This is a genomic window from Rhizobium sp. T1470 (assembly GCF_042140505.1).
Taxonomy (GTDB): Bacteria; Pseudomonadota; Alphaproteobacteria; order Rhizobiales; family Rhizobiaceae; genus Rhizobium; species Rhizobium favelukesii.
On record NZ_CP148091.1, the window covers coordinates 2600138 to 2613399 of the forward strand.

At 61.2% G+C, this 13262-nt stretch carries 11 protein-coding genes and 1 pseudogene; 7 read left to right on the plus strand and 5 right to left on the minus strand.

From position 1 onward, the window contains the following. The first annotated feature begins 187 nt into the window (after nt 1–187). The 3 genes from uvrB (at nt 188) to WGT02_RS13180 (ending at nt 4340) form a co-directional block, all read left to right on the plus strand. A complete protein-coding gene (gene uvrB, locus WGT02_RS13170) occupies nt 188–3271 on the plus strand; it encodes an excinuclease ABC subunit UvrB (protein WP_208250260.1) in 3084 nt (1027 codons plus the stop codon). 166 nt (nt 3272–3437) lie between these two features. Continuing rightward, complete coding sequence (locus WGT02_RS13175; protein WP_375678356.1) at nt 3438–3626, plus strand: hypothetical protein; 189 nt, start codon at nt 3438–3440, stop codon at nt 3624–3626. Between the two features lie 501 nt (nt 3627–4127). Next, nucleotides 4128–4340 carry a cold-shock protein gene (locus WGT02_RS13180; RefSeq protein ID WP_208250258.1) on the plus strand — a complete coding sequence of 71 codons (213 nt, stop codon included), beginning with the start codon at nt 4128–4130 and terminating at the stop codon, nt 4338–4340. Nucleotides 4341–4486: 146 nt separating this feature from the next. Here the strand turns inward: WGT02_RS13180 and dusA are convergent, their stop codons facing one another. Further along, on the minus strand, nt 4487–5449 hold the full coding sequence (dusA, locus tag WGT02_RS13185; protein WP_375678358.1) for a tRNA dihydrouridine(20/20a) synthase DusA: 963 nt from the start codon (nt 5447–5449) through the stop codon (nt 4487–4489). Between the two features lie 169 nt (nt 5450–5618). Here dusA and WGT02_RS13190 point away from each other — a divergent pair, with 169 nt between their 5' ends. Then, nucleotides 5619–6692, plus strand: coding sequence for a site-specific integrase (locus WGT02_RS13190; protein WP_208250257.1), 1074 nt, complete (start codon nt 5619–5621; stop codon nt 6690–6692). Nucleotides 6693–7591: 899 nt separating this feature from the next. Further along, nucleotides 7592–8503: pseudogene (locus WGT02_RS13195) on the plus strand (IS630 family transposase). Here the strand turns inward: WGT02_RS13195 and WGT02_RS13200 are convergent. From WGT02_RS13200 to WGT02_RS13215, 4 genes are all read right to left on the minus strand, one after another. Continuing rightward, a complete protein-coding gene (locus WGT02_RS13200) occupies nt 8500–10119 on the minus strand; it encodes an IS66 family transposase (protein ID WP_208250256.1) in 1620 nt (539 codons plus the stop codon). The pseudogene WGT02_RS13195 and the gene WGT02_RS13200 sit on opposite strands and share 4 nt — an antisense overlap. A 75-nt stretch (nt 10120–10194) precedes the next feature. After that, nucleotides 10195–10539, minus strand: coding sequence for an IS66 family insertion sequence element accessory protein TnpB (gene tnpB, locus WGT02_RS13205; protein ID WP_003495066.1), 345 nt, complete (start codon nt 10537–10539; stop codon nt 10195–10197). After that, nucleotides 10536–10922: a transposase gene (locus WGT02_RS13210; RefSeq protein ID WP_208250255.1), complete on the minus strand. Its 387-nt coding sequence runs from the start codon at nt 10920–10922 to the stop codon at nt 10536–10538. Before WGT02_RS13210 ends, tnpB begins: the two co-directional genes overlap by 4 nt. Before the next feature lie 148 nt (nt 10923–11070). Continuing rightward, nucleotides 11071–11406 carry a hypothetical protein gene (locus WGT02_RS13215; protein ID WP_208250254.1) on the minus strand — a complete coding sequence of 112 codons (336 nt, stop codon included), beginning with the start codon at nt 11404–11406 and terminating at the stop codon, nt 11071–11073. 468 nt (nt 11407–11874) lie between these two features. Here WGT02_RS13215 and WGT02_RS13220 point away from each other — a divergent pair, with 468 nt between their 5' ends. Together WGT02_RS13220 and WGT02_RS13225 are read left to right on the plus strand one after the other, a co-directional pair. Continuing rightward, nucleotides 11875–12570: a fumarylacetoacetate hydrolase family protein gene (locus WGT02_RS13220; protein WP_024312881.1), complete on the plus strand. Its 696-nt coding sequence runs from the start codon at nt 11875–11877 to the stop codon at nt 12568–12570. Nucleotides 12571–12581: 11 nt separating this feature from the next. Further along, nucleotides 12582–13109 carry a gamma carbonic anhydrase family protein gene (locus WGT02_RS13225; protein WP_024312882.1) on the plus strand — a complete coding sequence of 176 codons (528 nt, stop codon included), beginning with the start codon at nt 12582–12584 and terminating at the stop codon, nt 13107–13109. The last annotated feature ends 153 nt before the right edge of the window (nt 13110–13262 follow it).

The window sequence follows — 13262 nt, forward strand, 5'->3', positions numbered from 1 at the left end:
CTACTCCCCTTCGTGGGCCTCTTCGCAGCCCGCCTCAGATGTCAAGGACGTCCCACCGCGGCCTCAGCCGACAGCGGGTTAGGAGAAAATCGAACGCCACTGTTTACCAAATCCGAACGATTCATTTGTTTCCCTTTTGTACTCTTTGCCTCTTCACTTTCGCAATGACTCCCGCCATATTCCGCCCATGGCCAAAACTCCGAAGAAATCTCCCGCCCCGAATGGCTTCGAGGAAGCCCCACAGCCGTCTTTTGAAGGCGCCCCTCTTGAGGGTTCCGTCGCCGACTGGGTGAAGCAGTTGGAAGCCGATGCGGAGGCCTCCGGCGTCGAGACCCAGCGGCAAATCGCCTCAAAGGCGGGCAAGCATCGCAAGAAAGTGGAGATCGCCGCGTCGAAATCCGCACGCGGCACGTCGATGGGCGGCTCGACCGACCCGAAGACCCGCGCGGCAGCCGGCCTCAACCCGGTTGCGGGCATGGATACGACGCTGGAGGAGGCCGCCTCGCTGCAGGCCGGCACCGCCGTCACCGCCACTGTCGAGGCACTGTCGGCGCTGATCGAGAGCGGCAACCCGCTGCACAAGAACGGCAAGATCTGGACGCCGCACCGTCCCGCGCGGCCGGAGAAATCCGAGGGCGGCATCTCGATCCGAATGGACAGCGAATACCAGCCCGCCGGCGACCAGCCGACCGCCATCAGGGACCTCGTCGAGGGCCTGGAGAACGGCGACCGTTCCCAGGTGTTGCTCGGCGTCACCGGCTCCGGCAAGACCTTCACCATGGCCAAGGTGATCGAGCAAACGCAGCGCCCGGCGCTCATCCTGGCGCCGAACAAGACGCTCGCCGCCCAGCTCTATTCAGAGTTCAAGAACTTCTTCCCTGATAACGCCGTCGAGTACTTCGTCTCCTATTACGACTACTACCAGCCGGAAGCCTACGTCCCGCGCTCCGACACCTATATCGAGAAGGAATCCTCGATCAACGAGCAGATCGACCGGATGCGCCACTCGGCGACGCGCTCGCTGCTCGAACGCGACGACTGCATCATCGTCGCCTCCGTGTCCTGCATCTACGGCATTGGCTCGGTCGAGACCTATACCGCCATGACCTTCCAGATGAATGTCGGGGACCGACTCGACCAGCGCCAGCTCTTGGCCGACCTCGTCGCCCAGCAGTACAAGCGCCGCGACATGGATTTCCAGCGCGGCTCCTTCCGTGTCCGCGGCGATACGATCGAGATCTTCCCGGCCCACTTGGAAGACGCGGCCTGGCGCATCTCCATGTTCGGCGACGAGGTCGACGCCATCACCGAGTTCGACCCGTTGACCGGCCAGAAGACCGGCGACCTGAAATCGGTGAAGATCTACGCCAATTCGCACTATGTCACCCCGCGCCCGACGCTGAACGCTGCCATCAAGTCGATCAAGGAGGAGCTGAAGGGCCGCCTCGTCGAGCTTGAGAAGGCCGGTCGCCTGCTGGAGGCCCAGCGTCTGGAGCAGCGCACCCGCTACGATATTGAAATGCTCGAAGCCACCGGCTCCTGTCAGGGCATCGAGAACTATTCGCGCTACCTCACCGGCCGCGACCCAGGCGACCCGCCGCCGACCTTGTTCGAGTACGTCCCCGACAACGCCATCGTCTTCATCGACGAAAGCCACGTCACCGTGCCGCAGATCGGCGGCATGTACCGCGGCGACTTCCGCCGCAAGGCGACGCTCGCCGAATACGGCTTCCGCCTGCCCTCCTGCATGGACAACCGGCCGCTGCGCTTCGAGGAATGGGACGCGATGCGCCCCGACACCATCGCGGTCTCGGCCACGCCAGGCGGCTGGGAGATGGATCAGTCCGGCGGCGTCTTCGCCGAACAGGTGATCCGCCCGACCGGCCTCATCGACCCGCCCGTCGAGGTCCGCTCCGCCCGCAGCCAGGTCGACGACGTGCTCGGCGAGATCCGCGAGACCGCGGCCAAGGGCTACCGCACCCTCTGCACCGTGCTCACCAAACGCATGGCCGAAGACCTCACCGAATACCTGCACGAGCAGGGCGTGCGCGTCCGCTACATGCACTCCGACATCGACACGCTGGAGCGCATCGAGATCATCCGCGATCTCCGCCTCGGCGCCTTCGACGTGCTCGTCGGCATCAACCTTCTGCGCGAAGGCCTCGACATTCCCGAATGCGGCTTCGTCGCCATCCTCGATGCCGACAAGGAAGGCTTCCTGCGCTCCGAAACCTCGCTGGTCCAGACCATCGGCCGCGCCGCAAGAAACGTCGACGGCAAGGTCATACTCTACGCCGACAACGTCACCGGCTCGATGAAGCGGGCGATGGAGGAAACCGGCCGCCGCCGCGAAAAGCAGATGGCCTACAATGCCGAACACGGCATCACCCCGGAATCGGTCAAGGCGAAGATCTCCGACATCCTCGACTCCGTCTACGAACGCGACCACGTCCGCGCCGACATCTCGGGTGCGTCAGGCAAGGGCTTTGCGGACGGCGGAAACCTCGTCGGCGCCAACCTGCAGACCCATCTCAACGCGCTGGAAAAACAGATGCGCGACGCCGCCGCCGACCTGGACTTCGAAAAGGCCGCGCGTCTGCGCGACGAGATCAAGCGCCTCAAGGCCGTCGAACTCGCAGCCATGGACGACCCTCTGGCCCGCGAAGAATCCAGGGCGATGGAAGGCGGCCGCCCTCGTCCTTCGAGGGGCGCTGCGCGACCGCCTCAGGATGAGGACGGAGCGACGACTGCAGCGGGTAGCCCTCGGGGTGGGGACGCAGCAGCGAGCCGTGGCCACAGTGAGAGCCCTCATCGTGAGGAGGCCCAAAGGGCCGTCTCGAACCACGAGGGCGGGCGAGGAACCTCCTACTTCGCAAAGCCCGGCCTCGACGACATGGGCCCGGGCACCGACACCGCAACGCCCCTCTTCCGCAAGCCGGACCTCGACGAAATGGGCCGCGACATCGCCGAGCCCGCGCGCAAGAGCCTCTTCCGCCGCAACAGCCTCGACGAAATGACCGTCGGCCGCACCGAAAGACCGGTCAGCGGCGCGCTGCCGGAAAAGCCAGGGGAATCGATCGGTACGAAGAAGCGCGCCTCGCCGCTTCCCTCTCCGTCGTCATCCTCGGGCGAGCGCAGCGAGACCCGAGGACCCACCGACGACCCGCGCCCCCTCGTCCGCGGCAAGACGGGCATTGGCTCCTACGAGGACCCGGCCGAGCAAAAGCGCAAGGGCAGGACAAAGGGGAAGACCGGGCGACCGGGGCGCTGACCTGACCCTCTTCCCGTCATCCCGGACTTGATCCGGGATCCATTCACCGCGTGTCCGCGTGGTGAATGGATCAGCGAACATGAACCCGAACCCAAAATGGCCTTCGCGCGATCGACATCGCGCCGCTGGATGCCGGACCAAGCCGGCATGACGGCTATGGCCACGAATGATTGCAGTGTTTCACAAGAACACGCATCATCCGGGCATGAAGGGTTGCATATACATCCTGACCTCGCAGCGTAACGGCATGCTCTGCACCGGCGTCACGTCCGACCTGCCGCCCCTTTACGAGCGCCAGAACGATCTCAGGCGGGCTTCACCAGCCGCTACGGCCGTGCCTGTGCGGCACACATAGGGGGCTGCAGAGAGACCGGCGTTGCGAGCACAAACCGCCAAACGGGCACTCGACGGCGTCATTTGCACCTTTTTCAGATGAGGCTGGATCGAGGCGGAGGGTGCGAAAACGCCGAAACAGCGCCGTTCCGGCACAGAATCCGGAAAAGATACAGTGCCGGCTGTGCATCCTTACCTTTCGTCAAGTGTCTGAATCTTTGGCCATTCCCGGCGCGCGGAATCGCGTGCCACAATATTGCCGCTTGCCTTTTGCTTCGAATGCTGTCACCAAATGCAGCTCTCGGGCATTTGCATGCCGGTGACTGGACTGATGTGGTAACGCCTTCCGGCAGGAAGGCAGCGTGGGGGACACCCGCGTGCGTAGACGTTCTTTCCCCGTTCGTGAACTACTCGACTGACCCTTCGCGCGCTGAATTTCGATGAGGGAGCGCGAAAGCTAAAGCCGTCCATTTCCTCTCGGGGGGATGGATACCAGACAGACTAAGGGAAAAGGACTATCCCAATGGCCACCAAAGGCGTCGTAAAATTCTTCAACCAGGACAAGGGTTTTGGTTTCATCACTCCGGATGGCGGCGCGAAGGACGTTTTCGTTCACATCTCCGCGCTCCTGGCTTCCGGCATCCAGTCGCTCCGCGAAGGCCAGCAGGTAACCTTCGACACCGAGCCGGATCGCATGGGCAAGGGCCCGAAGGCCGTCAACATCTCGGCCAACTAATCTAAATTTCCTGTTTCGGCAGGATGGAACGGCGCTCCGCAAGGGGCGCCGTTTTCGTTTGCGGGGATGGGCAGGAGGGCCGTTGAGGAAAGCGATCGTGGCAGCGGGCGCCGGCTCGAAGAGGGGCCGCCTTGCCTGACCGCTCTCTAGGCGCCGACCGCTTCCCGCGCGCCTTCGAAATCCACCGCCGCGAAGGCAGCCGCGATCACCTCGGGCCCCGCCCCTGTCTTCACCGCATCGGTCGAAAGGATCTGCCGATAGCGCCGCGCGCCGGGCAGCCCGGTAAACAGCCCGACCATGTGCCGCGCCACCTGCTGCATCCGCCCGCCGCTTTCGATATAGCGCTCGGCATAGGCCATCATCCGGTCGCGGATCGCGCCCCAATCAGCCTCCTGGGCCGCTGCACCGTAGAATCGCTGATCGACGTCGGCGAGAACAGCGGCGTTCTGGTAGGCCGCGCGTCCGAGCATGATGCCGTCGATATGATTCAAGTGAGCGGCCGCCTCGTCCAGCGTCTGGATGCCGCCGTTGATGCCGATGAAGACATCCGGCCGCGCCCGTTTCATGCGGTAGACGATCTCGTAGTCGAGCGGCGGGATTTCGCGGTTCTCCTTCGGCGACAGGCCCTTGAGCCACGCCTTGCGCGCGTGGATCCAGACGGCGTCGGCGCCGGCATCGACCACCCGGTCAAGAAGATCGGGCAGAGCCGCTTCCGGATCCTGCTCGTCGACGCCGATCCGGCACTTCACCGTCACGGGCCGGTCGGCAACCGCCTTCATCGCCTTGACGCAGGCCGCCACCGTCTCCGGCGTCAGCATCAGGCAGGCGCCGAAGGTGCCCGACTGCACCCGGTCCGAGGGGCAGCCGACATTCAGGTTGATCTCGTCGTAGCCATAGGGCGCGGCGATCAGGACCGCTTCTGCGAGCTTTGCCGGATCCGACCCGCCGAGCTGCAGCGCCACCGGATGCTCCACCGCATCGAAGGACAGGAGACGTTCGCGCGGCCCATGGATGATCGCATCGGCCACGACCATTTCCGTGTAGAGCAGCGCATTGCGGCTGATCTGCCGGTGGAAATAGCGACAATGTCGATCGGTCCAGTCGATCATCGGCGCAACGGCGAAGATCGGAACCCTTGAAATCAAGGCTTTCTGGTAGAAATTCAATTCGTTAGCCTCGGTGGTCTTTGTCATGCTTTGTCAGGCTCTTTCCGCCTGTTGCACCGTTTTTCAGCGTAAGATACAACATTGTAGTACTTCGACGGAGAAATCTCGTACCATGGGAACCATCAGCGCCCGCAAGCGTCAGGACGGAAGCACCGGATATACCGCTCAAATCCTCAGAAAGAAAGGCGGTGCGATAGTTTGGCGCGAGGCGAAGACATTCGATACGAAGCGCGAAGCCGAGGCGTGGATCCGCTTTCGTGAATCGGAACTGGATCAGCCAGGCGCAATCGAACGGGCTTCTGCAAAGTCCTCTACGCTGGCCGACGTGATCGACCTGTACACCAAAGAGAAGAAAGACATTGGGCGCACGAAAGAGCAATGTCTCCGCTCTATCAAGGGATACGCCATTGCCTCGATGGATTGCGCAGCGATCAAGGCCAGCGACATATCGGCCTTTGCGCGCGAGCTTTTGAGCGGCGGCAGGAAGCCACAGACCGTCGGCAACTACATCTCGCACCTCTCGGCCGTATTCAAGGACGCCCGTGCGCTCTGGAGCATTCCTCTCGACTACCAGGCGATGCGAGACGCGCAAGCGGCTCTGTCCCGCCAGGAAACCATCAGCAAGTCAGCGAAGCGCGATCGGCGCCCTACCCTGCCTGAACTCGACAAGATCATGCAGCACTTTGTCGACCGCCAAGCGCGCGCCCCGCAGTCCTCGCCGATGCACAAGATTGTTGCCTTCGCGACCTATTCGACGCGCCGGCAGGAAGAGGTTGTCCGCATTCGTTGGGATGACCTTGACGAGCCGCACAGCCGCATCCTTGTGCGCGACATGAAGCATCCTGGACAGAAGAAGGGAAATGATGTCTGGGTTGAACTACCGCCCGAGGCACTGCGCATCATCAAGGCAATGCCAAGAAAAAGCGAACGCATCTTCCCGTATAGTGTCGACGCAGTGAGTGCGGCGTTCACCCGGGCCTGCCAGTTCCTCGAAATCGATGACCTTCATTTCCATGACCTGCGGCATGAAGGCGTATCTCGCCTGTTCGAGATGGGCCGCTCCATTCCGCTCGCCGCAAGTGTCAGCGGGCACCGCTCATGGAACAGCCTGCAACGCTACTCTCACCTGCGCGAGGTCGGTGACAAGTTTGCTGGATGGAAGTGGCTTGAGGAGGCTTGCCAATAGGGAACCTTTTCCGCCGCCGCCGGTTATACCAATGCAGCGTTTCCAACACGCTGTGGGACCAAGCATCGCCCTATGCAGGTCCGCAAATGGCCCGGCGCCGCCCCCTAGCCCGTCGGGCTTTGCTTTCTTCGCGGAACCTTTCAACGGGCCAAAAGTTCACTTAACAGCGGCACCGATCCTGTAGTGTCGTACGGCTTGCAGCTTTCATGCTGCCAGGCCGTGGTGCCGGAGCCCGGCCAGACCAACGCCGGGCTCTTTTTCTCCAAAGACGAAAAAAGTCCGCCTCAATAGACGGACCAATTTCAATGACTATTCGATGTTGCCTGTAGCCACCCATTACTTCTGCGACTGGGGCCGGCATTCGCGCCGATGGCTGCGGTCTCCTCGGTGGCGCGCCCTTAGATGACAGCCGCGGGCGTGCTGGCTGGTAATCAGGGGGTCGCGGGTTCGTTCCGTGGAACATGAATGGCGCGTGACGGCGTCCTTACGTCGCGGCCTCAGCCAACAGATGGCGCGTTTGGACGCCTCATACCTGCGCACAAGCTTCCGACAACCTACGTATAATTTCGCAAGGTGCCGGGCGCTGATAGGTTCTCATTGCCTCATCTCACCCCAACCCACACGATGAGGCGGCAACAGCGCCTCGGTGCTTCTGCGTCAACGCACTGGGGCGGCGGATTTTGCATCCGCATTGACCGTCTCAACTGGTCATGTTGAGGCGGTCTTTCTTTCGCGTATGCCACCAAGAAAAAGCCGCCGGCATTCGTCCGACGGGTTCAAGCCTCCTCATGTGGCCACTGTCCGTGGCATGCCGACTAGAGCATCGCACTTGAATTGAGAATCGAGTGGGGTTTTCACGAGGGTATTGGTGTGATTCACTGCGGTTGGAGGTGAATCACATGGGTAAATCTCATTCTGTTGATCTTCGTCAGCGTGTTGTTTCCATGGTCGCTAGCGGCCAATCACGGCGAGCCGCTGCCCGTCATTTCGCAATCAGCGACAGCAGTGCGATCAAGCTGCTGCAACGCCGGGAGCGGACTGGGCTGATAACCCCCGCGCGTCAAGGAAGGCCACCAGGTGCAGGGAAACTGTCGGCGTTTCGCGATTTCCTGGTCGCACAGGTCGAAGGCAAACCGGATATCACCATGCCAGAGCTTGCCCGTCGCCTTGAGGATGAACATGGATTGGTTATTCCACCATCGTCCGGTTTTTGATAACGCAGGGATACACATATAAAAAAACAGATAATGGCGTCGGAACGCGCTCGCGCTGATATCCGAAAGGATCGTGATGTCTGGATTTCGAAACGCCAACCCCGGATGCGATTTGAACCGCATCGACTTGTTTTCTTGGACGAAACCTCGGTGAACACAAAGATGGTGAGACTGCGTGGGCGCTCCCCGCGCGGCGAGCGTCTCATCACGGATGCGCCCTTTGGCCACTGGGGGACACAGACATTCATTGCAGGCTTGCGCTGTTTCGGTCTTACTGCGCCCTGGATTATTGACAGGCCGATGAACCGGGAAATCTTCGACACCTACATCGAGACCCAGCTTGCGCCGACACTCGAACCAGGCAATGTCGTCATCCTGGATAATCTTCGCGTTCACAAGAGCGATAAAGCCAAAGCCTGCCTCAAGGAAGTTGGTGCGTGGCTCCTGTTTCTGCCGTCTTATTCGCCAGATTTGAACCCGATCGAAATGGCCTTCGCCAAAATTAAGGCCCATCTCCGAGCCGCCGCCGCTCGCACGTTTGACGCACTCTCAAATGCGCTCGGATCCATCTGCAACCTCTTCAACGTAAGCGGTTAGCTGATGGCGTGAGACTTGAAGTTCCAGGGCATGAGCGCCTCGAGCTCGGATACAGGCCAGCCTTTAGCGATGCGGGTCAATGTCTGGGAGAGCCAGTCGAGTGGATCGACGTTGTTCATTTTGGCTGTTTGCAGCAAGGTAGCCACCGTCGCCCACGTGCGTCCACCACCCTCGCTGCCGGCGAATAGACTGTTCTTCCTCGTAATTGTTTGGGGCCTGATCGCGCGCTCGACGATATTGGAGTCAATTTCGATCCGGCCGTCCGTCAGGAAGCGCTCCAGTGCTTCGCGCCGGGTGAGCGCGTAGCGGATTGCTTCGGCGGTCTTGGACTTGCCAGAGACCTTGCCCAGTTCCTTCTCCCAAAGATCAAAGAGGCCGGAGACGATGGTTGCAGATTTTTCCTGACGCAGCATGGAACGGCTGTCGGCATCCCGACCGCGGACCTCATCCTCGATGCGCCACAGCTCGGTCATCGCGATGATCGTGTCCGTTGCTGCCTTTGAGACACCGCTGATGTGAAGGTCGTAAAACTTGCGGCGAAGATGCGCCCAGCATCCTGCGAGCAGGATCGTTTCATTGCTGCCGGCTTTGGCACGTGTCTTGGCGAGATTGGTATACGCCGAGTAGCCGTCTACCTGCAGGATACCGCTGAATCCGGCGAGATGACGCGCCACGCAATCAGCGCCTCTGCTGTCTTCAAAGCGGTAGGCCACCATCGGCGGACTGGTCCCGCCATAGGGGCGATCATCGCGAGCATAAGCCCAAAGCCAGGCCTTCGTCGTTTTCCCGGACCCAGGGGCAAGAGTGGGTAAGGTCGTTTCGTCGGCGAAGATCCTTTCGCCCTCCTTGACGCGCTCAAGGATGTAATCGGCGCATATCTGAAGTTCGAAGCCCAGATGCCCCATCCACTGGGCCATCAATGATCGGCTGATCTCGACACCGTCGCGTAGATAGATCGCCTCCTGCCGGTAAAGCGGAAGGCCGTCGGCGTATTTGGAGACGGCGATATAGGCGAGCAGCCGCTCTGTCGGCAGGCCGCTTTCGATGATGTGTGCCGGTGCCAAAGCCTGGAGCACGCCATCGTTGCCCCGGAAGGCATATTTGGGGCGACGCGTCACGATGACCCGGAACTTTGGCGGCACGACATCCAGTCGTTCGGAGCGATCCTCACCGATCAGGACCTTTTCCAGCCCCTCGCAGCCGGCCGGGATCTCCGGCTCGATCACTTCCTCGATGCGTTCGAGATGAGCGGCAAAACCCTTGCGCGGACGTGCCGCTCGTTTCGGCTTGTCTTTGGCCGCGTGATCAAGCTCGCTCTGGATTGCCGAAAGGCCGGTCTCGACTTCCTCGAAGGCAAAGGACACCTGCTCGTCATTGACGCCAAGGCGCAGTCGCTCGGAGCGAGTGCCATGTTGGGTGCGCTGCAGAACCTTCAGGATCGAGGTGAGGTTGGCAATCCGCTCGTTGGCGCTCTTCTCCACCGCCTCTAGCCGGGCGATCTCAGCTTCAGCGGCCTTCAGTCGGGCTTCTTTCGCAGCCTGCTCGCGCGCCATCGCGAGGACCATCGCTTTCAGTGCGTCAACGTCGTCCGGCAGGTCGTGAGGGGGCAAATCCATGGCCATAAGTAGAGCACAAAAACAGCCGTTTTCCCAACCATTACAGCGGCATGATTCATCTTGCCGCAGGCGCTGTCAGCCCGTCAACAAGGGTCGCCGGACCTTGGTCGGGCGGATCTTTTTCCAATCCATTCCGGCCAGCAACGCCATCAGCTGAGAATGGTCCAGCCGTATCCGTGCCGCCGATATGCCCGGCCAGCAGAAGCCTTGATCTTCCAGGGTTTTCGAATAGAGGCAGACCCCACTGCCATCCCACCAGACAATGCGAATACGATCGGCCCGCTTCGATCGGAAGACGTAAAGCGCGCCATTGAAGGGATCGAGACCGCCATCCCGCACCAGCGCCATCAACGACGCGGCCCCCTTGCGGAAGTCGACTGGCTGGCACGACACATAAACCACCACACCCGAAGCGATCATGCCTTGCGAGCCGCCCGTAGAACCCTCACCAGATGATCAGGGTCGAACGCGCCGCCGACGCGCACCACCATATCTGCAATGACAATATCTACCGAGCCGCTGCTTACCGTTTCAACACGCGCGAACTTGATCTGTTTGCCCGTTTCCTCCGTCAGGGGCGCAACAACTCCCGATGCCAGTGCTTTGCGACGCCACCCATAAAGCTGCGAGGGATCCAAGCCTTCAGACCGGGCAACCGCCGAGACATTAGCCCCAGGCTGCAGCGTCGCGGCGACGATCCGCGCCTTTTCGTCATCCGGCCAGTCACGAGGCTTGCGTCGTCTTCGCACGGGCTCCGCGGTCAAAACCTCAAAGGTTCGAGGGTGATTCACACTATCATTCATAGGACTCTCCGCATGACTCATGCAGAAAATCGCCGATCAGCAGTCCGAAAGATACGTGGGGTGGCCTACACGCTTACTCTTCAACAGCCAAGAATGTCGAAACTATTTTACAGCCGCAGGCTATGGGTTCGATTAAAGGTACGGCGCTCTAGAAATTGAAATACAGGCTCACACCTGACCTACGATGATAGGGGTAGTAGTCGCCACCATAGCCGTTCCGGGGATATCCGGAATATCGGGGATAGCCGTAGTATCGCGGACGGTAACACGAGCCGTAATACCGGCAGTCGCGGTAAGCGTACCGCCGATTCTTCCAGTGGCCATACGCATATCCATTGCCATGACCGCGGTTTTTGACCTGCTCGACATCGGTGGTGTGGATAGGTGCTGCTTTCGGCACGACGATCGGCATGGCGTTTAGCGGCAGGGCGAAAGATGCAGCCAGGACCATGGCTGCGAGTGTGGGAAAAAGCTTCTTCATCATCGGCGCATCCTTTCAGGCTGCGAGTCTGGGTTAATAGGCCTTAACCTCCGATGAACAGCTCCCGCTGCGGACTTCCCGAAAAAACACCGGCCGGCGCGCTGCTTGTGTTTGGCGCAGGTGGTGACCGCGCCGGCCATTGGTGTAGTACAAGAAGCCGCGCCATGAAGGCGGACCGGCGCGCATTGTCGCGCCTAAAAAAACTCGTTACGTTTTAGGCTCGCATAAAAAAGCCAGTCGTGTTTTCCGCGGCGATCGTTGGCCGGCCGGTTTTCAGGCGTTCGGTGTAGAAATTGGATGTCGTCATGCCGCGCTCACAGCGCAAAGGCGGGCGAAACGCCAGTTTTCCCCGCGCAGGACAGCAATGTCAGGATGCAGGACGACGGCGACGGTCACTTGTTGAACCACGCTTCCCTCCGCGGTCGCTTTCCGTCTAAGATGCGGGGGACTCATGAACAGCAAGAGCTCGCGATGTCCCTCCCCGCCACCGTCATCCCCCTGCCGCAGCCCGTTCTGCTTCCCGTAGAAGGCACCGCCGAACTCTTCCCGGTGCGCCGGGTCTACTGCGTCGGGCGTAACTATGCCGAGCATGCGATCGAGATGGGGCATGACCCAAGCCGCGAGCCGCCCTTCTTTTTCCAGAAGAACGCCGACAACCTGCTGCCCGCAGGCAGGGATTTTCCCTACCCGCCGCTTTCCAGCGACGTGCATTTCGAGGTCGAGTGCGTGTTGGCGCTGAAGGCCGGTGGCCAGGATCTCCCTGTCGATAGGGCGCTCGACTGCATCTACGGCTACGCCGTCGGCATCGATTTCACCCGCCGCGACCTGCAGGCCGAGGCGAAGAAGCTCGGCCGTCCCTGGGAGGTCGCAAAGGCGTTCGAATATTCGGCGCCGGTGTCGCCGATCGTCCCGGCAAGCAAACTCGGCCACCCCTTGGGCGGACGCATTTGGCTGGAGCTGAACGGCAAACGCGCGCAGGATGGCGACCTCAACCAGATGATCTGGAAGGTGCCGGAGATCATCGCCGAACTGTCGAAGCTTTTCATCCTTGCCCCGGGCGATGTCATCATGACCGGCACGCCAGCCGGCGTCGGTGCCGTGAAGAAGGGCGATCGCGTCGATTGCGGCATCGACGGCATCGCCACGCTGTCGGTCAAGGTGGCCTGAGAGGAGACGCCATGCCTGTCTACGCGCTCGCCGGACTGACGCCGGACCTGCCGCCCGCCGGCACCTATTGGATCGCCCCCGACGCGCATGTAATCGGTCAAGTTACGCTTGGCGAGGATGTGGGCGTCTGGTTCGGCGCGGTATTGCGCGGCGACAACGAACCGATCACCGTCGGCAGGTCGACGAACATTCAGGAAGGCGCCATGCTGCACACCGATCCGGGCTTTCCGGTGACGATCGGCGAAGGCTGCACCATCGGTCATCATGCGATCGTCCATGGCTGCGTGATCGGCGACAATTCCCTGATCGGCATGGGAGCCACTGTGCTTAATGGCGCCAAGATCGGTCGCAACTGCCTGGTCGGCGCCAATGCGTTGATCACTGAGGGTAAGCAGTTTCCCGACAATTCGCTCATCGTCGGCTCGCCGGCGCGGGTTGTCCGCACGCTCGACGATGCAGCAATAGCAGGGCTGCGCCGCTCTGCCGAGAAGTATGTCGGCAACTGGCAGCGTTTCGCGCGCGACCTGCATCCGCTCTGACACCGCCGTCAGAACAGGAGGCCAACGCTGGTGACATTCTTGACGGCGATCTTCACAAGACCGAAATCCGCCGTCAGTTTCTTCTGCGCGGCCCCTTAGATGAGGAATTCGAACCCGGCCAGCGCACTGTTGAGATTGACTTCGAGAAGATGC